12 protein-coding genes and 2 rRNA genes are annotated in these 19,679 nt (G+C 61.1%); 8 read left to right on the top strand and 6 right to left on the bottom strand.

The window, feature by feature from the left end:
• From KIH78_RS01870 to KIH78_RS01860, 3 genes are all read left to right on the top strand, one after another.
• Window positions 1-142, top strand: a 23S ribosomal RNA gene (locus KIH78_RS01870); the annotation flags it as partial.
• A gap of 146 nt (window positions 143-288) precedes the next feature.
• A 5S ribosomal RNA gene (rrf, locus tag KIH78_RS01865) occupies window positions 289-405 on the top strand.
• 135 nt (window positions 406-540) lie between these two features.
• A complete protein-coding gene (locus tag KIH78_RS01860) occupies window positions 541-1,788 on the top strand; it encodes a sigma factor-like helix-turn-helix DNA-binding protein (RefSeq protein ID WP_219130981.1) in 1,248 nt (415 codons plus the stop codon).
• A gap of 54 nt (window positions 1,789-1,842) precedes the next feature.
• On the opposite strand, the gene KIH78_RS01855 is transcribed toward KIH78_RS01860, so the two are convergent.
• The 3 genes from KIH78_RS01855 to KIH78_RS01845 are packed head-to-tail and all read right to left on the bottom strand — an operon-like array spanning window position 1,843 to window position 5,913.
• Entirely contained in the window at window positions 1,843-2,580 is a 738-nt protein-coding gene (locus KIH78_RS01855; protein WP_219130980.1) for a hypothetical protein, read from the bottom strand.
• On the bottom strand, window positions 2,570-4,852 hold the full coding sequence (locus tag KIH78_RS01850) for a hypothetical protein (RefSeq protein ID WP_219130979.1): 2,283 nt from the start codon (window positions 4,850-4,852) through the stop codon (window positions 2,570-2,572). The genes KIH78_RS01855 and KIH78_RS01850 overlap by 11 nt, the downstream gene beginning before the upstream one ends.
• Window positions 4,853-4,854: 2 nt before the next feature.
• Window positions 4,855-5,913: a hypothetical protein gene (locus KIH78_RS01845; RefSeq protein ID WP_219130978.1), complete on the bottom strand. Its 1,059-nt coding sequence runs from the start codon at window positions 5,911-5,913 to the stop codon at window positions 4,855-4,857.
• Between the two features lie 588 nt (window positions 5,914-6,501).
• Between KIH78_RS01845 and KIH78_RS01840 the strand changes: the two genes are divergently transcribed.
• The 4 genes from KIH78_RS01840 (at window position 6,502) to KIH78_RS01825 (ending at window position 12,853) form a co-directional block, all read left to right on the top strand.
• Window positions 6,502-6,813 carry a type II toxin-antitoxin system RelB/DinJ family antitoxin gene (locus KIH78_RS01840; protein WP_219130977.1) on the top strand — a complete coding sequence of 104 codons (312 nt, stop codon included), beginning with the start codon at window positions 6,502-6,504 and terminating at the stop codon, window positions 6,811-6,813.
• A complete protein-coding gene (locus KIH78_RS01835; RefSeq protein ID WP_338024095.1) occupies window positions 6,779-7,243 on the top strand; it encodes a PIN domain-containing protein in 465 nt (154 codons plus the stop codon). The genes KIH78_RS01840 and KIH78_RS01835 overlap by 35 nt, the downstream gene beginning before the upstream one ends.
• 207 nt (window positions 7,244-7,450) lie before the next feature.
• A complete protein-coding gene (locus KIH78_RS01830; RefSeq protein WP_219130975.1) occupies window positions 7,451-12,334 on the top strand; it encodes a type ISP restriction/modification enzyme in 4,884 nt (1,627 codons plus the stop codon).
• 6 nt (window positions 12,335-12,340) lie between these two features.
• Window positions 12,341-12,853, top strand: a complete 513-nt coding sequence (locus KIH78_RS01825) for a hypothetical protein (protein WP_219130974.1) — start codon at window positions 12,341-12,343, stop codon at window positions 12,851-12,853.
• 178 nt (window positions 12,854-13,031) lie between these two features.
• Here the strand turns inward: KIH78_RS01825 and KIH78_RS01820 are convergent, their stop codons facing one another.
• Both KIH78_RS01820 and KIH78_RS01815 read right to left on the bottom strand, forming a co-directional pair.
• Window positions 13,032-14,885: a DUF262 domain-containing protein gene (locus tag KIH78_RS01820; protein ID WP_236034331.1), complete on the bottom strand. Its 1,854-nt coding sequence runs from the start codon at window positions 14,883-14,885 to the stop codon at window positions 13,032-13,034.
• Window positions 14,886-14,977: 92 nt separating this feature from the next.
• Window positions 14,978-15,535 carry a class II glutamine amidotransferase domain-containing protein gene (locus tag KIH78_RS01815; protein ID WP_219130973.1) on the bottom strand — a complete coding sequence of 186 codons (558 nt, stop codon included), beginning with the start codon at window positions 15,533-15,535 and terminating at the stop codon, window positions 14,978-14,980.
• Window positions 15,536-16,263: 728 nt separating this feature from the next.
• On the opposite strand from KIH78_RS01815, the gene KIH78_RS01810 reads away from it, so the two are divergent.
• Window positions 16,264-16,773 (top strand): LURP-one-related/scramblase family protein, encoded by a 510-nt coding sequence (locus KIH78_RS01810; RefSeq protein WP_219130972.1) that lies wholly within the window; start codon window positions 16,264-16,266, stop codon window positions 16,771-16,773.
• 107 nt (window positions 16,774-16,880) lie between these two features.
• Here KIH78_RS01810 and KIH78_RS01805 read toward each other — a convergent pair whose 3' ends face one another.
• Complete coding sequence (locus KIH78_RS01805; protein WP_219130971.1) at window positions 16,881-19,604, bottom strand: DNA gyrase/topoisomerase IV subunit A; 2,724 nt, start codon at window positions 19,602-19,604, stop codon at window positions 16,881-16,883.
• Window positions 19,605-19,679: the final 75 nt, after the last annotated feature.

The following is a 19,679-nucleotide window of genomic DNA, read 5'->3' as shown; positions in this document are numbered from 1 at the left end:
AAGCCCGCTCCAAGATGAGTATTCCTGGGACTCCCTCGGGAGTCCGTGACCCCCCATGCAGAACACGTGGTCGATAGGCCGGACGTGGAAGCCGCGCGAGCGGTGGAGCTGACCGGTACTAACGGGGAAAGGACAATCAATCCCTTACGGGGATTTCCATCAAGACGACGGCACGGAGCATCGTGCGGTCACGATCAGTCAACAGGATTCATCTCGCGTCCACCATCCGGTCCCCGGACCACCAGCAGCCCGCCCACGAGGCGGGCCGTGTAAGGACAATTGAAGATTTGCGGCGGTCATGGCCAGGGTGAGACGCCCGGTCCCATTCCGAACCCGGAAGCTAAGGCCCTGCACGGCGATGGTACTGCACCCGACAGGGTGTGGGAGAGTAGCACGCCGCCGCATCCACACGATTGATTGACCTCGGTCGAGCAGTACGCTCCCGAGGTCAATCTTTTATACCCACCCCGCAGTTGCCGCGAAACGGTTATGATGGCTCGTGGACGAGGTGGACGGACAGGAAAGGATGACAAGGCCGCGATGAACGACGAACCGCAGGAGACGTCTCCGGAATCGGAGATTCTCGACGGCTTGCCCTACGTCGACCTGTGGTCCGATCTCGACGCCGTCGTCTGCTGGTTCAAGGAACACGGACGTTCCGAAGACAACCCGTTCCATATCCCCGAGCTCCCCGATCAACCCGATGACGTGCGACAGGCCATCGGCCGGCTCAACGGACTCACCATGGACGACCTCATGCCCGACGAGCTCATCGACTTCGACGAACAGGACATCGCTGACAACACTGAACTTGACGGCGGGTTCCACGATTCGTTCGGCACCGCCATCGAATACGCGATCTCCTCGTTCGACGAACGCGACTACAGCATCTTCGAACAACGCTTCATGCGCGAACAGCCGGTACCCATGGATCAGGTGGGCGAACGGTTCGGCGTCTCACGAGAACGCATCCGACAGATCGAAGGACAACTGCGCCAACGCATCGAACCCGTATTCAAGGAGTTCGACATCGAAGCACGCCTTGACGCGCTGTTCACCGAACAAACGCCGTTCATGCGGCTCGACCAGGCCAACAAGGCGGTGCCCGAACTGGGGGAGAGCCTGCCGGGCGTGCAGATACCGGACCTGTGGGTGATTCGCAGTTTCACCCGGCGACGATTCGAGATCCTAGACGGATGGATCGCCTCCCCGACGGTCGAAGCCGCCAGAAAAGCGTTCCAGGAGACGATGGCGTCCATCGCCGACGGACGCGGCATCGTGCCGGCGGCCGGATTCGCCGCGTGGACGAACCGGTACGCCGGCGACAGGTCGTCCGAGACGATGCACGAATGGGCCGTATACTGCGGGTTCATGTTCCATGAAGGCGACCTCATCCTCGGCCGCACGCAGAAAAGCCGCGCCGAAGCCATCCTGGACATCGAAGGCCGGCCCATGTCCACCGACGAGCTGATCGCGCTCGTCGAACCGGATGCGGAAGTCCGCACGTTCAAGAAGATGCTGTATTCGAACGACGCGATCATGCGCGTCGACTCCCACCAGTGGGGGCTGCGTTCCTGGGGGATGAAGGAGTTCGTCTCCATCCGCAGGGCCATCGAGGATCTGATCCGCGAGCATGGCGGCGTCGTGCCGTATCAGGAGATGATCGACGAGGTGTCGCGCACCTGTTCGGTGTCCGCGAGCGGCGTGGCCTCGAGGGCCGCGCGCTCCCCGTTCGTCGTCGCCGACGGTGTGGTCCGGTTGGAATCCGGCCACGACGCGACAGCGTAGGCGGGCCGGCGCTGTCGGTGATGCTGTTGTCGGTGATGCCGAAAGTCGCTTTCATCACTGTGAAACGATGACGTAGCCTGCGGATTCGAGCAGTTTCGCGAGCGTCGGGCCGTACGCTGTGCGTGCGAGCCTATGCGACTTGTCGTCGACGGCGGACACAGGCCATGTCAACAGGTTGAACCGTGAGGTCTGTGCGGAATCGGCCGGTGAACGTGACAGGTCGATGGCGATGTAGCGTTGGTCTGTGGTCGGCGTGAAGACGGCGCGTTTCTTCGACTGTCGCGATTGTTGCGATGCTCCGACGATGGACGACGCAGATTGCGTCGGCATGGTGCCGCCGACGGCGAACGCCATGCCTGAGATGGGGAGTGCGTCTGGAAGGTTCGTCGGGTCGGTCAGTCCCAGCAGAAGCGATGCGTCCGTGCCGAGCGGCACGGCATGTCGTGCCGTGCACCGGTACAGTCCATCGTTCGTTCCGACGATGTCGCGCACGTTCGTCAGCATCCGTACGATTGCGGACAGGTTGCGTCGCACGCCGGTGTCTTGTGCGTACCAGCCTAGGACGTCCGGGTACAGTCCGGCCAGATTGCGCAACCATGCCTCGCTTTTGCGGATGATGGTCGACTGGCTGATTCCGTAGGAGCCGCCGAAACCGTCGTCCAGGCAGAACGCCTGGATCCAGAACCGGAGAGCGGAATACGAAACGCGGCAGGCGAACCGGGTATCATCCTCGCCATGCATGCGGGGGATGCCGAGATCGCCCGCCATGGCGCGCATCAGGTCACCGGCCATGGCGACCCCGTTCGATGCGTGACAGCAGCTCCTTGACGAACGGTGGCTCCTTCCCGTCGATGCGTAGCGTGCGCGCCTGCTCCATGCCGAATGCGGCATAGGTCTGCAGGGCGAGATGTGCGGACACGCATCGCCGCGCGCCTGATTTGAGCGCGAATCTGGCGGAGACGGACGCCGGCAGCATCAATGAGGACATCGGCAACGAGACGTTGTCCTGCATGGACGTGGCCGTATCGATGATCAACTGATCCGGGGAATCGGAATGGTGAGGGGGATTCGTGGATTGGTGCATGCTCGTCGGCATGGCAGACAGCTTGACGTATTGCTCGGTCGGCATATAGAACACGTGATCCCAGACTTCGGCGGCAAGCAGCCGCAGATTACCGTATGCACCGATCGGCAGGATGATCGTCGGCGTGGGGTGGAGCCGCGACAGGGCGAACAGCAGGCTCTCGTTCACCGTGTCGAAGACGTCGTCCAACACAAGCATGCGGTCCCTGGTCTTCGTCAAGAGCTGGTCCAATGCTCGTGCGTCATGCCAATCCGCCGGAACCGTCGCATGATACGCGGGTTCGCCATGCATCGCGTATGACAGGGCATTGGCGAAGTCCGCCGCGAACGTGGAGTCCATGGCTAGAAATCGAGTCGCCGATAGGACTGGGGCGCAAATACCGGCCAGTTCTTTTGGAGCGGCTTTGGGTTTGTCCGGTTGGATGATGCCGAAGGCTCGCAGATTCTCCGCCAAGACGTGAGTGAACGCTGTCCCGTTTTGCGGGGATGAGGTGGAAAGCGTCGGGTATGGAATCGCCGTTGGGTGGGGAATTGACTCAGTGCTTTCGGCATTGTTGGTGGTGCCGTGGGCCGTTTGTGCCGATACCACCGATTCCACGGCCGACTTCAGTCCGAGCCGCAACGCCACGTCCTCGTCCAGACGAGCCAGTACAGCCTGCTTCTGCTGTTCGAGTGTGGCCAGTTCGGCTGTCTTCCGTTGCTCGAGTTCGGCCAGCTCCGATTCCTTGCGCTGTGTGAACTTGGCGAGTTCAGCCTCCTGCTGTTTGTGGATGCTGGTGATCGCCGCTCTCGCGGTTTCCACTTCCTTCTCCAGCTTGTCGGCCTCGGCCTGCAATGGTGACACGAGTTTGCCGAGCCGTTCATACGATGCGGAGCGCTCACGTATGCGTTCCTCAAGCTGAGCAAGCTCGTCACGCTGTTGTTGAATCAGCTTGCCGAGTTCCTGTTTCTGCACGCCGATTTCCGCGTACAGTTGCGCCTGTTGCTTGGTTCGCTCAGCGTCCAGATCCTGCAATGCATCCTGCTGGCATTCGGTGATGCAGGCTTGCTTGAAGGCCGTGTCGCTGGAGAGCACATCCTTCACGAGCTTGACCATCTGATTGTCATCGGCTATGAAGCGAGAGATTGTCTTTCGCAATCGTTGAGTGTCCATGGGCGACAGCATGGTGCCGAATTCGTCGAGTCGTTCCGGTGACTGGAATGCCTGCTTGACGACTTCAACCAATCGTTGCCCGTCGGATTGCGGGGCCAGATCAAGAACGTTATCTGCATACCATCGTATGTAACGCAAGGCGTATCGCGATAGCGGCTGGATCAGCATTCTGTCCCCTGCTCGGGGCAATAAGAAACTGGTGTATATAGCACGCCTATATCCGTTAGTCCATGGATTCTCCGGCAAGTATTTGACGTCGCTAGTGCTTAGCTTGTATCGAGTGGCACCGAGTGGGGCGGAGAGCTTCAACCGGATTTGATTGCCGGAAAAAGACAAATCATCCCTATTCAACAGTACGGTGTCAAGTTTGTCACCCTTTTCCGCATAGATGATGAGGACACGTCGTGTAGGCTTTCCCGAATAGGCCCATCCGTCTTGGAGGTTTTCACGGAGCTCCTGCAGGCTATTCGCGGGGCTATTGATTACTTCGTAGTAGGCGGGGACGAAGGAGTAGGGGCGTGTATAGGGGTCTCGCAGTTGGGGACGTTCAGGTTTGCTGGTATTTGGTTTCCATTTGACGAAGAGGAAGTCCTCTCCGGACTCATGCATCGCTTCAAGCGTTTCCTGCCTGTATAAGGTTCTTGGATCTTCCGGATTGGTTCGAGTCTCGTGGCCGTCGTCACGATATACCCAGGCGTATGACTTGGCTCCGCTGAGATCCTGCCGATAATCAAGCAGCCGTATCAGGTTGTCGATGTATCCGTGCTGGTCGCGTTGTGCCATGCAGACGGATGCGTGGGTGAATTCGGAGTCGTTGATCCAGGGCATTGCTACATCCTTTCCCTGAGTTGCGCGATGATGGTGCTGCGTGAACGCGGTTGTCTGGCTGGTTCCCGGATGCCGAGTCTTTGGCGAGCTATTCGGGCGCCGTCGCCCAACGGTAGGGGAGCGGTGTCGGCGGTCTCGGTGGCATCCCCGTTCCTCGGTTGGATGTCGGCAGGAACAATGGTCGTAGCGGGCTGTTCCGCATTCGCGATCGTCTCGTCCGGCGTCGTGTCTGTCGCGTTCGCGATGTCCGGTGTCGTTCCGATGCCGATTTCGTTCTTGTTTTGTCCCCACTCGTCGTACGGATGCAGGTCGTCCGGGTAGTCGGGGCCGATGTACACGGTGCTCCACGGCGTACGCTCGGTGGGTTTGAAGAACACGCAGTAGGAGTCCTTCTCGCTGGTGATGTCTGGGTTGGCGAACCCGAGCAGTCCCACCTCGCGTGCCCGCGGATCCTTCGGTAGGAATCGCTGGGTGATGATGTGGTCCGGTATCGGTTTGCCGCCGAATTGGTATGGCGAACGATAGACGGGTGAGGACCGTCGGAACAATGGTTCGTCCACGCCCCAGGAGCGCAGTGACGGCGGCCACATCAACTGTGCCGAGGAGTCGTAGTCCGAAACGCAGTAGCCGAAGTTCTCGAGCCATCTGGTGGCTTTTTCCAGTCGTGCCGATGAGGCTCCGACACGTACCTGATACACGAGGAGGGGTCCGTCTTCGATGCGTCCCTGTTCGGTGGCGAAATCGAAGTAGTTGTTCAGATTCTTCAGCCGTCGTTCGTTGCCGACGATGTAGTAGTCGACGCTTGTCTGCAATGCGGAACGTTCCGGCAGGCGGCGTCCGCCGTTGCCGCCGAACGCGCTGGAGAACACCATCACGTCGTCATGCGGTTGCGGACGTCCTACGTTGCGTCGCCACCGTTCCGGTATGGCGATGCGGGTCTCGGGGGCGCGTTCGGGATGGGGGAGTCTGATGGTGTTCGACCGTCTGGCGAGCAGCTCCGTCATCCTGTGTTCGACGCCGTCGACCTTCACGACGTCCGTTTCCGTCAGGTCACGCAGCATACGCTGCAGTCCGCGCCGACGTAGGGAGAATTCGATATGGAATTGTCTGCAGCTGCCGGGCTTGTCTCGGCGTAGGAACATGAGCAGTGATGGCGTGCTGTCCTCCTGCCCGATGGACTCTCCCGAATGGTAGTGCTCGCAGAGTTGCGCCCACTGGTCGTCCCGTTGGTGTCTGAAATGGGGCGAGGGAGTCGTGTGGCTTCCGGTGCGAGGGCCTCTGCGTCGTCTGAAGTCGAACTTTGGTCCCATGGCCGCCGGAGTGAGCGGGCGCCTGCAGTACGGGCAATGGAATCTGACGGATTCCGGCAGATCGCCGAATTGGTCATTCGCATCCTGCGCGGTGATATAGGTGGGTATGGTGGTCTTCACCATCATCACCGCAGCGTCCACCATGACGTCCTCGTCTCCTCATCGCGATACGAACCGATTCACCCACTCTATCGGTCATTGCGCTTAAGCGGCGGAATCCGTGGTACGTGTCGGAGTGTGAACCGAGCCGGATGAATTGAAGAGATGCTGAAAAGGTGTTATAAACGTATAACATACGTATTATATATGGTATGATATGTGGGTGGAAGGAGTGATGCCATGCCTGGGATCAAAGAGAAGACGACGCTTACGCTGGATGCGCAGACCAAGGCCGAAGCCAAGGAGATTCTTGACGAGCTGGGCATGAGTTTGAGCACCTACATCGACATCAGTCTTGGCCAGCTTGTGCGTGATCAGGGCATGCCGTTCACGCCAACCATCAGACGAAAGGCAGAACGCCAACTGACTCCGGAGGAGTTCATCGTCGAAGCGCGTCGTCTGCTTTCCGGATCCGATACGGACACGCAGGCGGGTCTTGCCGCGCTTACCGCCGAAGATGAACGGCGGATGCTGGAGGACCGCGACGCTTAGGCTGTTTCTCGATACCAACGTGCTGCTGGATGCGGCTGGAGCGATGCGGGAAGGTCATGAAGCCGCCCTCGCATTACTTGCAGGTGGCCATGATGCCTTGCTTGCCATCAGTCCGGGCAGCTTGAAGGATTTCTATTACATAGCCGGTCGTGCCAAAGCCGGTATCGGGGGAGACGGTGGAATGAGCGACAAGGAACGACGCGGCTGGATGCGTCTGTTCCTTGATGCCACGGTGGTGGTTCCGGAAGATCGACGGATGGTATTGGCCTCGCTTGATTCGGACGAGTCGGATTATGAGGATGCCACCAAGCGTGTGGCGGCGGAGGGCTGGCATGCGGATTGGATCATCACCCGTGATTCAAACCGACACGCCTTCGAACGTTCCTCAATTCCCGCGACGACAGTCGTCGATATTCTGACTCGTCTGTAGATGTTTGAGAAGAACGCAAGTTTCATTGTGCCATTGTTACCGAGATGGAGAACGAAACAGTCGGCTGTTTGAGCGCTCGATGAGGATCGCGCTGTATTCGCAGAAGCTGGGATGCGTCCTGATTTGGATTTCGTGAGGGAATCCCGCTTTTCGGCATGACGGACCGGTATTCTTGGACGCGTATCGACTTCACCGAGGAGCGTGTCCATGAGCATTGACGAGATTTTCGAAACGATCGTCGCCGAATCGGTCGACAGACGCGAACAGGGCACGCGCTTCGAACGTGCGGTGGAGTTCTTCCTCGAACACGACCCCTCGTGGGTGGAGCGCGTCACCCGCGTGTGGCTATGGGAGGATGCACCCACGAACCCTGGCAAGATGGACACGGGCATCGACCTGGTCGCCGAGGACGAGGACGGATCGTATTGGGCGATTCAGGCGAAATGCTACTCGAAGCCGAAGCTCGCACAGGATGACGTGTCCTCGTTCTTCATGAACGCGCTCGCCGACGACCGGTACCGGCATTACATGATCGCCGACACCACTTCGGGGTATTCCTCGAATCTCGAGAACTTCATGCTTTCGCATTCGGACAAGGATTTGGTGCGACTTGATTTGGATACGATGCGCGAGTCGAACCTCGATTGGGGTGCGTTCATCGACGGTACGGAGTCCGCCGGTCGTGTGACGTACGATCCGCGCCCGCACCAGCGTGAGGCCATCGACGCGGTGAAGACGGAACTCGCGGACCATGACCGTTGTTCGCTGGTGATGGCGTGCGGCACCGGCAAGACCTTGACCTCGCTGCGTCTGGTGGAGGAGCAGGTGGGGGAGGGCGGCACGGTGTTGTTCCTCGCTCCGTCGATTTCGCTGGTGTCGCAGTCGATGCGCGATTGGGTGAACCAGACCCGTTGCCGTATCAACGTGTACGTGGTGTGTTCGGATGGCAAGGCCAGCAAGCTGAGCAAATCCGATCAGGAATCGTATGGCCAGTTGACGGATATCCCGTTCCCGGCGACCACGAACCCGGTGACGGTCTCGCAGCGGTTCAAGCCGCGTGAGGACGCGTTGAACGTGGTGTTCTCCACCTACCAGTCCATTCAGGTCATCCATGATGCGCAAGAGCTTGGATTGCCGGATTTCGACCTGACGATCTGCGACGAGGCGCATCGCACCACCGGCGTGATGGACGGGGAGGCCGCATTTCAGAAGGTGCATGACGCCGACTTCATCCATAGCGTGAAGCGCCTGTACATGACGGCCACGCCGCGCATCTACGGTGAGGGCGCGAAGAACAAGGCCAAGGAAGGCGCCATCGAGATCGCCAGCATGGACGACGAACAGGTGTATGGGCGCATCGCGTACCGGTTGAGCTTCGGCAAGGCCGTGGACTTGGGCCTGCTCACGGACTACAAGATCGTGGTCATGCAGGTTGCGGAGAGCATGATGGGTTCGGTCATGCAGAAGCAGTACGGTGCGAAGGACTCCGAGATTCCGTTGGACGATGCGGCCAAGTTCGTCGGCTGTTGGAAGGCCTTGTTCGACCGCCGCCACTCCAAGAGTGTCAGCGAGCTCGTCAACCGCGGCAGGCATGCCGCCGAGACCGGTCCGGACGATTCCAAACGCGTCCTGCACCACGCGATCGCGTTCGCCGCGAGCATCAAGGATTCGAAGGCGTTGAGCGCGCAGTTCCGCACGGTCATCGACGACTATACGCGCAACCTTGAGGACACCGACGCGAACAAGGCCATGAAGGCCGCCAGCCATGAGGTGCATGTGGAGATCGACCACGTGGACGGCGGCATGGATGCGGCCACCCGTCGCGGCAAACTCGACTGGCTGGCCGCCAAGACCGCGGACAACGAGTGCCATATCCTTTCGAACGCGCGTTGCCTTGCGGAGGGCATCGATGTGCCGGACTTGGATGCGGTCATGTATCTGAACGCGCGACGCAGCCGCGTGGACATCATCCAGTCCGTCGGCCGTGTCATGCGCAAGGCCCCCGGTAAGGAATACGGGTACATCATCATTCCCGTGGTCATCCCTGTGGGCTCCGATCCGGACACGATTCTCTCCTCCGGTGCGTACGAGACCGTGTGGCAGGTAGTGCGCGCATTGAGGAGCCATGACGAACGGCTGGATGCGATCATCAACGCCGCCGCGCTTGGCGACGAGGATTCGTTGAAGCGCATCATCGAGGTCGAGGTGCTCGACGAGTCCAAGCTGCGCAAATCCAAGCGTTCCAGTCGAAAGGTCGCCACCATCGGCGGCGACGATCGGCGGTCGGAGGAAGCCGACGATCTGCAGCGGAACCCGGACACCGCCGACTTGACCAAGGACAATTTCGTCAACGTGGAGCTGGACTGGAACGTGGCCGAGATGGCGAAGGCCATCAACGCGCAGATCGTGCGCAAGTGCGGCACGAAGATCTACTGGGGCGAATGGACCGACGACATCGCCGCCATCACCCGCGGCCGCGCCGAGGCCATCTACCAGCTCGTGAACCAGCCCGGCCCAGCGCGTGACTCGTTCTTGGAGTTCGTGGATGGGTTGAAGGACAGCCTCAACCCGGGCTACTCGGAGGTCGACGCAATCGCCGTGCTTGCGCAGCATGAGGTGACGAAGCCGATCTTCCAGACTCTGTTCACCAACAAGGAGGTCGTCGAGCACAACCCCATCGTGCGCGGTCTCGACCGCACGATGAGCGTCCTGTACGAGGCCGGACTGCCCTCGTTGGGCGACAATCCCGTCCTACGCGACCTGTATGCGTCGGTCCGGTTGTCGGCGAGCCAGTTGGAGACGGACGTCGCCAAGCAGAACCTCATCAAGGAGATCTACAACGAGTTCTTCACCAAGGCGTTCAAGGACACCGCCGACAGCTTGGGCATCGTCTACACGCCCGTCGAAGTGGTGGACGCGCAGCTGCACATGGTGCAGCGCGCGTTGGAGCGCGAGTTCGGCCAGTCGCTCGGCTCGCGCGGCGTACATGTGCTCGACGGGTTCGCCGGTACCGGCACGTACATCTGCCGCCTCATCGAGGACGAATCATTGATTTCCGAGGAGGACCTGCCGTACAAGTACGCGCATGACCTGCACTCCAATGAGATCGTGCCTCTGGCCGCGACCATCATGGACATCAATATTGAGCAGTCCTACCACAAGCGCATCGGCGGCGACTACGTCCCGTTCCCCGGCGCCCTGCTGACGGACACGTTCCAGATGCACGAGGACGGAGACACCCTCGACGACACCGTGTTCACCGAGAACACCGAACGCATCAAGCAGCAGAAGAGCCTGCCAATCAAGGTCATTGTCGGCAACCCGCCATATAGGGCCGGCGACAGCGAGAACACCGGCAACCAGAACACCAAATACCCGACCCTCGATAAACGGATTGAGGAAACCTACGTGGCGAACTCTGACGCCACGCTCAACAATTCGCTCTACGACCACTACATCCGCGCGTTCCGCTGGGCCTCCGATCGTATCGGCGACTCCGGCATCGTCTGCTTCGTCACCAACGGCGGATGGCTCACCGGCGCTGCCGGCGCCGGCGTGCGCCGTTGCTTCGCCGAGGAATTCAACAGCATCTACGTATACAATCTGCGCGGCAACCAGCGCACCCAAGGTGAGGAATCCCGACGCGAGGGCGGCAAGATCTTCGCCTCCGGCTCGCGCGCCACCATCGCCATCACCATGCTCATCAAGAACCCGGCATCCGGCGAACATGGTGCCATCCACTACCGTGACATCGGCGACTACCTCACCCGCCAGCAGAAGCTCGACATCCTCAAGGATGCCGTGACGAGTGACCCGGAATGGGAAGAACTCCAGCCGGACAGGCATGGAGATTGGCTCGACCAGAGAGACGACTTCTTCGGCGGTTTCCTACCGGTTTCCGGGCTATTCGACATTACGGCGCTTGGAGTTATGACCAACCGAGATGCCTGGGTGTGGAATTACTCCGGCACTTCCCTAAAGGAACTGGTCGGCCAAGGCGTTGATCTGTTCAACAGAAGCGTGTCGCGGAACGAAATGATCAACTCCGAAAAACTAAAATGGACAGACGATCTGAAACGCAAATACACTCGGGGAGTCTCTTTCTCCTTTGCGGACCAAGACATAAGAACCTCGGTCTACCGTCCATTCTGCAAGCAGTTCCTCTATGCGTCCGACCAACTGATTGAACGTCCAAGCTCCCAACTTAAACGTTTGTTCCCATACTCTGGAGCAAATAATCTGGAAATATGCATGGTCGGACCGGCAGCAGGTCGTGACTATTCGTGTATTATCTCGGAATGTGTGCCTGATCGACACATGCAAAGCACCTCACAGTGTTTCCCGCTGTACTGGTATGAGAAGGTCGAGCCGTCAAATGACGGCGGTCTGTTCGCCGAAGCAGATATGTCCGGTGCGGACGAGCACGGCTATATTCGTCACGACGCGATCACCGACACGGGCCTGAAAGTGTTCCGCGAGGCGTATCCGACCCTGCGCATCAGCAAGGAGGACATCTTCTACTACGTGTACGGCGTGCTCCACAGCCCCGAATACCGCAGGAGGTTCGCGAACAACCTCAAGAAGGAGCTGCCGCGCATCCCGTTGGCGAAGAACTTCACAGCGTTCATGAAGGCCGGCCGCGCCCTGGCCCACCTGCATCTGGACTACGAGTCTATCGACCCGTGGCCGGTCATGGAGGTCGGCGACAAGACGAACCCGGGCCGTACCGAGAAGATGACCTACCCGAGGAAGGTCAAGGACCCCGAGACCGGCAAGAAGGTCCCGGACCTGACGGTGCTCAGTGTCGCTGAGCACCTGACCATCGAGGGCATACCCTTGCGTGCGTACGAGTACGTGGTCAACGGCAAGAGCGCGATTGGCTGGCTCATCGACCGCTACAAGGTCACCACCGACAAGAAGAGCGGCATCACGAACGACCCGAACGAGTACAGCGACGACCCTCGCTACATCGTGGACTTGGTGGAGAAAGTCATCCGCGTGAGCATGGAGACCCTCGACATCGTCGACTCCCTGCCCGCCCTGGAGGAACTGCCCCAGCCCGCGAACTGGCCCGCCGCATGGAAGGAGTAGAACATCATGGCGAAGCAGCTGAACGAACAGCAGGTGCTGAAGAAACTCGGCATCCCCGACTTCCGGCACATGACCAAGGAGAAGGCCATCACCCTGGTCTCCATGCTCGACCGCGTGGACCCGCGCGTCGCCATGGAGGCGTTGAAGCAGTTCCCCGCGCTTGCAGGAATGCTGGTCGATGAGGCCAAGGAATACCGGGAGATCATCTTCCGCGCCTTTGACAGCAACGACCAATCGAACAAGGCCGCGATGGACACCATCAACAAGGTCATCGATGTGCTGTCTGGTCGGCTGGATAAGGACGACCTGACCGACGAGGAACGCCTGAGACTGACGCAGCAGATCGTCGACCTGGCCAAGATGGCAGCGGACAAGGACTCCGAGAACAAGCAGTTCCACATCAGGCTCGCGGCGACTGTGACGGCGGCGTTCGTGGCGCTCGCCGGCGTCGCCGTGGTCGCCCTCGGCGGCAACGCGAAAATCACGGGTTCCAACGACGATCCAGAGCTGGAGGCATAGAGGTATAAGTCGGCGACGGTCCCCTCAGTCTGTATCCGTTCTGCAGCGGCGACCATGCCTCATAGGTGGCCAAAGGTTCGTCGCCATCGGTATCCAGACGTTCAACAGGTATTCCTCGTGGGCATGATGTGTCCTCTCTGCATCATGCCCACGGAAAACACGCCACGGTCTCCTCGCGTCACTCTTCCAGTGATGCTCCGAACAGGGCGAGCACGTCGTCTCCGGCGCGATTCGTCACGGTCTTGTCCATAGCATCGGAGATGAGATCCAACAACGCCTTGGCACGTTCGACGAAGTACGAGCGGAAGTCGTCCTGCCGCATCGCATTCACGTCCACAAGATGCGTGGTCAGGAAACGATCGAGATCCTCTCGGGTCACATGACCGTCCCGCTCGATCTTGCCCATATAGGAGCTGGGAGCCGTGCCTCCCACCACGCGGTTCGTATGCGCGGTGATGGGTGTCTTGTTGACGATGGAGTTCCACTGGCGACGGTCATACCCCATCTTCTGACAGTAGGCAGCCGGGAAGATGTGGTGGATGTCCACCGACTGCTCGGTGAAATTCACGAAGTCCATCGCCTGACCGGTCATGAAATCAACTGCGCCATGCCGGAGTATGAGCGCCATGATGCCCTTGTATGCGGCGCTCTGACGGGTCTGCAAGGTGAGCAGCCGGGTCGGCTGGAAGTATGCGCGGGCGACGGTATCAGGCTCGTTCCCGCCGTCAAGCCATGCCATGACCCCGGTGACGTCGGCGGCATATCGCGTCTCATTGGCACCGCCGTACATCTCGCCCAAAACGCCGCACCAATACCAGCGGGTGAGCTTCGATTTCACCGTCGAATCCTGCGCTCGCGACCCCAGCAGGGCGAACAAGGCCGACAATGGAATGAGTTGGCTGGAATAAGGCAGGTCGCGGATCGTGAACACACGTTGTTCGTTGAGGAACCGGCTGGCGGCGATGAAGGCCTGTTCCAGTTCGTCCGCATTGCTGGTGTAATCATCCAAGGAGATGCTCAGCACGTCCTTCTTCTTGCAGCTGACGGCGGTGCCCTTCTTCACCCATGCACGGTATCTGGTCAACAGGGTGAGCGAGGTAAGGAAATCGGTTGCAGTGACGCCGCCGAGCAGCGATCGTTCGATGCGGCGCATCCTTTCCCGTCTTCCGAGGTTCTTTCCCCGGCCTTCCCAATCGCCGCGCAGGTCATAGTCGTCGGCGGCGAAGGACGCCGTGACCAGTTCGAACACCGTCAGGGACACTCCGCCTGTGTTCACGTTCTCGAAGACCTGGCACACGGCTTCCTTGGGGGTCTCTTTCGCCAGCTGGATCACCGGCACCTTGTATTGCTGGATGGCGATCAGAACCTGCGCCTGGAACTCGTCCAGCAATTGCATCAGCCCCTGGTCGTACTGGTAATGGCTTCTGCATCCGTTCATCCAGTTGATCCATGCCATGTTGTCGAACACGATGTTCAGAGGGAACAGCAGATGCTCATATTCCTTTTCCGGTTCGCTGACGTCCAGATCGATGGTGCGGCCGAAATCCGAACGGATCTTCCGATCCTCCGGAACGGCCACAATGGCGTCGACCTTGTCGACGGAAACATCCAGACTCTTGCGAATATCCAGATAGTAGTACCGGTCGATCGCCTGCCCCTTCTCATTGCGTGTAGGTACCGGAGCCTTGCAATAGAGGGCATTGAAGATGGACGTCAACCGTTGCTGCCCGTCAAGCACGAGCTGCTCGGGGGCGCAATCAGCGTCGGAACCGGTGAACGGCCGATACTTGAAACGGACCGTATCCCCTCCGTATTCGAGGAACATCAACGCGCCTACGGGGTAGGCGTTCATGATGCTTGCGATCAGCGACCTGATGCGATAATCATCCCAGACCCATCCACGCTGGAAATCCGGCAGCTGCACTTCGCCATCCGCGATCTGTCGAAGAATCTCCGACACCTGTACATCATTGGACTTGAATGTTCCCGACATCCTTGCCTCCAATAGCGGTTTTCGAAACAGACGTTTCATTGCCCGAATTCAATGTGGAAGTGGGACGCCTGTCTTTGCTCGTCGTGTCTTCGATATTACCTTGCCGAGCCGGAGAACAGGTTCGGCGGCGCTCAGTCCTCTTCGTCATCCGAGGGTTTCGGCGCCTGCATGCGTCCTTGTTGCTCCATGCCTTTCTGGATGCCGAGGACGACGCGGATCGTGCCGATTGCATCGTAGAGCACGTCGCGCATGTATGTGGGGTCCTGCTCCTGTTCGACCCGCATCATCTCGCGTTCCAACGCCTCATCCGAATGGAACGCCGCGGCCTTCATACGGGCCACGATGCCCGCGGCGAGCGTGTTCGCGTCCGATTCGGCCGGCTCGTCATGCAGCTCGAACGGCGTGCCCGCCGGGTCGGACGTGGCGAGCATCCGCGTCATCGCGGTCGCGCCGGCACCTCCCGGAACGCGGCCCATCGCATCCAGCGCGGGCAGGATCGACAGACTCCGGTCGACCACGTCCTCACGGTGGAGCAGATCGTCCATGTCGGCGGTCGTCAGCTCGACGCCCTGATCGGCGAGCCGTTTCCTGATCGTCACGACGATGATCATGGCGAGCATGGTGGCCTTGCCTTGGTCCGCATGCTCGTAGCGTTCCTTCATCGGATCCTTATCAGCGTTTTCTTCCATGCGCTCCGAGTGTAGCCGTCGCCACGTGTTTGCACCCCACCCGCGCGCCGATTTGATAATGTGCATCAGACAGGGGAAAACATACTCCGTAATATTACAAAAACCGGTCTGAACCTACTCTGTAATGTGCATCTTCGCCGGAGGCGACCTCAAGAATGGTACGTAACCTGTGATCGCGGCGGCCGGGCCGTCATGTACCGGTAATCCGGGGTACGCAATGCGTTTCCCGGTTCCTTTCCCGTCACGTACCAATCACCCCATGAGGCCCTGCTGTGCCGGGTGTTCTCGAAACGTTGGAATTCCAAGCTTTCCACGGAATCCACGAATGGTACGCAAGCACAAGCGGACCGTTCGCGCGGCTGCGTACCACAAGCCGCTGGTATGCAAACGCACATCTTCGCGTCATGGTGTCGCGTACCACGGATTCGTGGTACACAACACCGTCGGCAGCATTCCACACGGTTGTGTACCACGGGCATCGGCAAGCAAGCGGATTCGCCCGGAATATGTGAGGAGCCGGGGTTAGCAGCCCCGGCTCTCCCCACGGTGATTGATAGAATCGACCCCACCGGTCGGCACTTTGCCGACCTCATTCGAACATACCATCGCGCGCCATCCGACACGGCGGACGGGCCACGTGCGTCATATCCCGAGACGAAAGTCCTCGCGGCGTACACTGGAGTGACCGCGGGACATCGTGTCACCGGAGACGTGGAAAGGCGGCGGCGATGGTGCTGGACCTGTACATCAAGCAGAAGGTGTTCTCCATAGGGGAGCGGTTCACCGTCACGGACGGCGCGGGCCGCGTCTGGTACACCGTGCGCGGCAGCGTGTTCGAACTGCCCAAGACGTTCCGTCTCCACGCCGGGCCGGATGAATCGTATCCGGAGGTCGCGTCCGTCACGAAGAAGACGTTCAGCTTCCTGCCGCACTTCAGCGTCATCATGGGCGGACGCGAGGTCGCCGCCATCGACAAGGAGTTCACGTTCTTCAAGGACCGGTACCGCATCGACGCCGCCGGCCTCGAGGTCGAAGGCGACTGGTGGGACATGGACTTCCAGGTGACGCGCGCCGGCACGCCCGTCGCGCGCATCAGCGAGCAATGGTTCACATGGGGCGATTCGTACAAGATCGCCGTATATGACGAGACGTACGCCACGCTCGTCATCGCCCTGGTCATCGCCATCGACTGCGTGAAGGCCGACGAACAGACCGCGGCCAACGCCGCCGCGATGTGACGCGACGCGATGTGACGCGACGCGATGTGACGCGCCGCGACGACGATGGCCGCGGCCACCGTCAGGCGACCACGGCCATCATATCGTGACGGAACGGACGTCAGCCGTCAGCCGATGAACGCGATCGGCGCGGCCAGCTCCACGCCGGAGCCGTCGCGGCGCATGTCCGGCTTCGGCAGCTCCACCGGCGCGCCCGAATCGGTGGACGCGTTGAGCGGGTAGGAGCCCACCCACGCGAGGATCAGCGTGTTCTGCCCCTTGAGGAACCGCTGCGAACGCACGCCGCCTGTCGCACGGCCCTTCGTCGGATACATCTCCAACGGCGTCACCTTCGCCGAACCGTTCTCCGTACCGGGCAGCGCGTCCTCGTCGCCCGCCACGGTGAGCACCACCGCGCCGGACGCGGACGTGAGCCCGTTCTCGCCCTCCTCGTACGTCCACGCCACCTTGCCGGCGCGCACCACCGCGAAGCACATCGCATGCGCGCCCTCCGTCAGGCGGATGCCGGCCATGCCGCCGGCCGTACGGCCCTGCGGGCGCACGTTGCCCGCCTCGAACGTGAGCAGGGAGGCGTCGGACGAGACGAACACCAGACGGTCCTCGTCCGCGGCGTCCGCCGCGGCGAGCACCTCGTCGCCCTCCTTCAGGTCGATGACGGACCACGAGTCCATCGTGGTGGGCGCCTCACGGTTCCACCGCTTCACCACGCCGTTGCGCGTGCCGATCGCCAGCGGCGGCAGCGGCGCGGCGTCGCCGTCCTTGCCGTCGCCCGTGGCTGTGTCCTTGCCGTCCTTGCCGTCCGAGGCGTCCATTGCGACGGCGGCGACCACATGCTCGCCCGGAATCGGATCCGTGCTCTCCGTCATGCCGATCAGCTCGTCCGCCTGCACGCCGCCCGCCGTGCTCAACATGGTGGAGGCCGGCAATGCCGGCAGGTCGGCCACATGGGCGAGCACCAGACGGCCCGCGGACGTGACCAGCGCGAACGTGGCGCGCGCCGACGTGCGGAAGATCGACGTGATTTGGTCGTCCACGGAACGCGCGTCGGAGACGGAACGCGATTCGAACACGTCCATCGCGGACGGCGACGTGCGTGCGATGAGACCCGTCGCGCTCATCATCACCGTGCACGGTTCGTCGTCGATCTGCAGGACGGCCGCGGCCGTCGCGTCCTCGCCGGCCTTCTTCGCGGCTGCGGTGGCCGCCGCCACGTCCGCCGCCGCATTGGAGACGGTCGCGGCCGCGCGCGCGGCCTCCAACGCCTCACGCGAGCTCGCGGAATCGTCGCCCTTCGCGCTCACCGGAGTGAGCGCGCCGTCCGGCCCCTCGTCCAGCAGCACGGTGCGTCGCGGCGTGCCGTACTTTTCCACCGTCTCGTCCATCTCCCGCACGACCACGCGGTCCAGTTCGTCCGCGGAGGCGAGGATGCGTTCCAGCTCCTCGATGCGCTTCTTCAGGTCGTCGCGCTCCGCCTCCAGTTCGATGCGGCTCATGCGCGTGAGCCTGCGCAGACGCAGGTCCAAGATGTACTGCGCCTGCACCTCGTCCAGGTCGAACACGGCCATGAGCCGGCTCTTCGCCGTATCCGCGTCGTCCGACGTGCGGATCACCTGGATGACTTCGTCGATGTCCACCATGGCGAGCAGCAGGCCCTCCACCAGGTGCAGACGCTCCAACGCCTTCGTGCGGCGGAACTCGCTGCGGCGACGCACCACCACGCGGCGATGCTCCACCCACACCTCAAGCAGCTCCTTCAACCCCATGGTGTGCGGGCGTCCATCCACCAACGCCACGTTGTTGATGGTGAAGTTGTCCTGCAGCGGCGTGTGCTTGAACAGTTGTGCGAGCACCGCGTTCGGCTCGTAGCCCGTCTTGATCTCGATGACGATGCGCGTGCCGTTGTGACGGTCCGTCAGGTCGATGGCGCCGGTGATGCCGTCCAACTTGCGGTTCTTCACGCCTTCGGAGATGCGTTCCAGCACGCGTTCCGGACCCACCATGAACGGCAGCTCCGTCACGACGATCGCCTTCTTGCGCGCCGTCACGTTCTCGATGTGCGTCTTCGAACGCGTGGTGAGCGTGCCGCGTCCCGTCTCGTACGCCTCGCGGATGCCTTCGCGTCCGATGATGATGCCGCCGCCCGGCCAGTCCGGGCCCGGCACGTAGCGCATGAGCTCTTCGAGCGTGGCGTCCGGATGCGCCATGAGATGCTTCGCCGCGGCGACCACCTCGCCCAGATTGTGCGTGGCCATGTTCGTGGCCATGCCCACGGCGATGCCGGAGCCGCCGTTGACCAGCAGGTTCGGGATGGCCGAGGGCAGCACCGTCGGCTCCTTGAGCTTGTTGTCGTAGTTCGGCGTGAAATCGACCGTGTCCTCGTCGATGTCCGCGTTCATCGCGAGGGCCGCCGGGCCGAGCCTCGCCTCCGTGTAACGCGAGGCGGCCGGGCCGTCGTCCAATGAGCCGAAGTTGCCGTGGCCGTCCACCAGCGGCAGGCGCATCGCGAACGGCTGCGCGAGACGCACCATCGCCTCGTAGATCGCGGAATCGCCGTGCGGGTGCAGCTTGCCCATCACCTCGCCCACCACGCGCGCCGACTTCATGTACGGGCGGTCCGGCGTGAGGTTCATCTGGCCCATCTGATAGATGATGCGGCGCTGCACCGGCTTCAGACCGTCGCGCGCATCCGGCAGGGCGCGCGCGTAGATCACCGAATACGCGTATTCGAGGAACGATTTGCTCATCTCCTCGTTCAACGGCGTTTCGACGATATGCTCCTTCACCGTGCGAGGATCGTACGCGGCGACGGCGGACTTGCGATGTGATGCCATGTGACGGACTCCCTGGACGCTCTTGAAACCCGCATCATCCTAGCAGGCGGCCGCAACCGGGGCGTCCGGCCTCCG

Origin of the sequence: Bifidobacterium saguinibicoloris (assembly GCF_019331725.1) — a bacterium.
In the GTDB taxonomy this organism is placed as follows: domain Bacteria; phylum Actinomycetota; class Actinomycetes; order Actinomycetales; family Bifidobacteriaceae; genus Bifidobacterium; species Bifidobacterium saguinibicoloris.
This window is presented reverse-complemented; position numbering and strand designations above follow the sequence as displayed.

Excerpts from the sequence above, each read along its gene's own strand:
- KIH78_RS01860 (WP_219130981.1), top strand. The coding sequence starts at position 541 with ATGAACGACGAACCGCAGGAGACGTCTCCGGAATCGGAGATTCTCGAC.
- KIH78_RS01855 (WP_219130980.1), bottom strand. The coding sequence starts at position 2,580 with ATGGCCGGTGACCTGATGCGCGCCATGGCGGGCGATCTCGGCATCCCC.
- KIH78_RS01850 (WP_219130979.1), bottom strand. The coding sequence starts at position 4,852 with ATGCCCTGGATCAACGACTCCGAATTCACCCACGCATCCGTCTGCATG.
- KIH78_RS01845 (WP_219130978.1), bottom strand. The coding sequence starts at position 5,913 with ATGCTGCGTGACCTGACGGAAACGGACGTCGTGAAGGTCGACGGCGTC.
- KIH78_RS01840 (WP_219130977.1), top strand. The coding sequence starts at position 6,502 with ATGCCTGGGATCAAAGAGAAGACGACGCTTACGCTGGATGCGCAGACC.
- KIH78_RS01835 (WP_338024095.1), top strand. The coding sequence starts at position 6,779 with ATGAACGGCGGATGCTGGAGGACCGCGACGCTTAGGCTGTTTCTCGAT.
- KIH78_RS01830 (WP_219130975.1), top strand. The coding sequence starts at position 7,451 with ATGAGCATTGACGAGATTTTCGAAACGATCGTCGCCGAATCGGTCGAC.
- KIH78_RS01825 (WP_219130974.1), top strand. The coding sequence starts at position 12,341 with ATGGCGAAGCAGCTGAACGAACAGCAGGTGCTGAAGAAACTCGGCATC.
- KIH78_RS01820 (WP_236034331.1), bottom strand. The coding sequence starts at position 14,885 with ATGAAACGTCTGTTTCGAAAACCGCTATTGGAGGCAAGGATGTCGGGA.
- KIH78_RS01815 (WP_219130973.1), bottom strand. The coding sequence starts at position 15,535 with ATGGAAGAAAACGCTGATAAGGATCCGATGAAGGAACGCTACGAGCAT.
- KIH78_RS01810 (WP_219130972.1), top strand. The coding sequence starts at position 16,264 with ATGGTGCTGGACCTGTACATCAAGCAGAAGGTGTTCTCCATAGGGGAG.
- KIH78_RS01805 (WP_219130971.1), bottom strand. The coding sequence starts at position 19,604 with ATGGCATCACATCGCAAGTCCGCCGTCGCCGCGTACGATCCTCGCACG.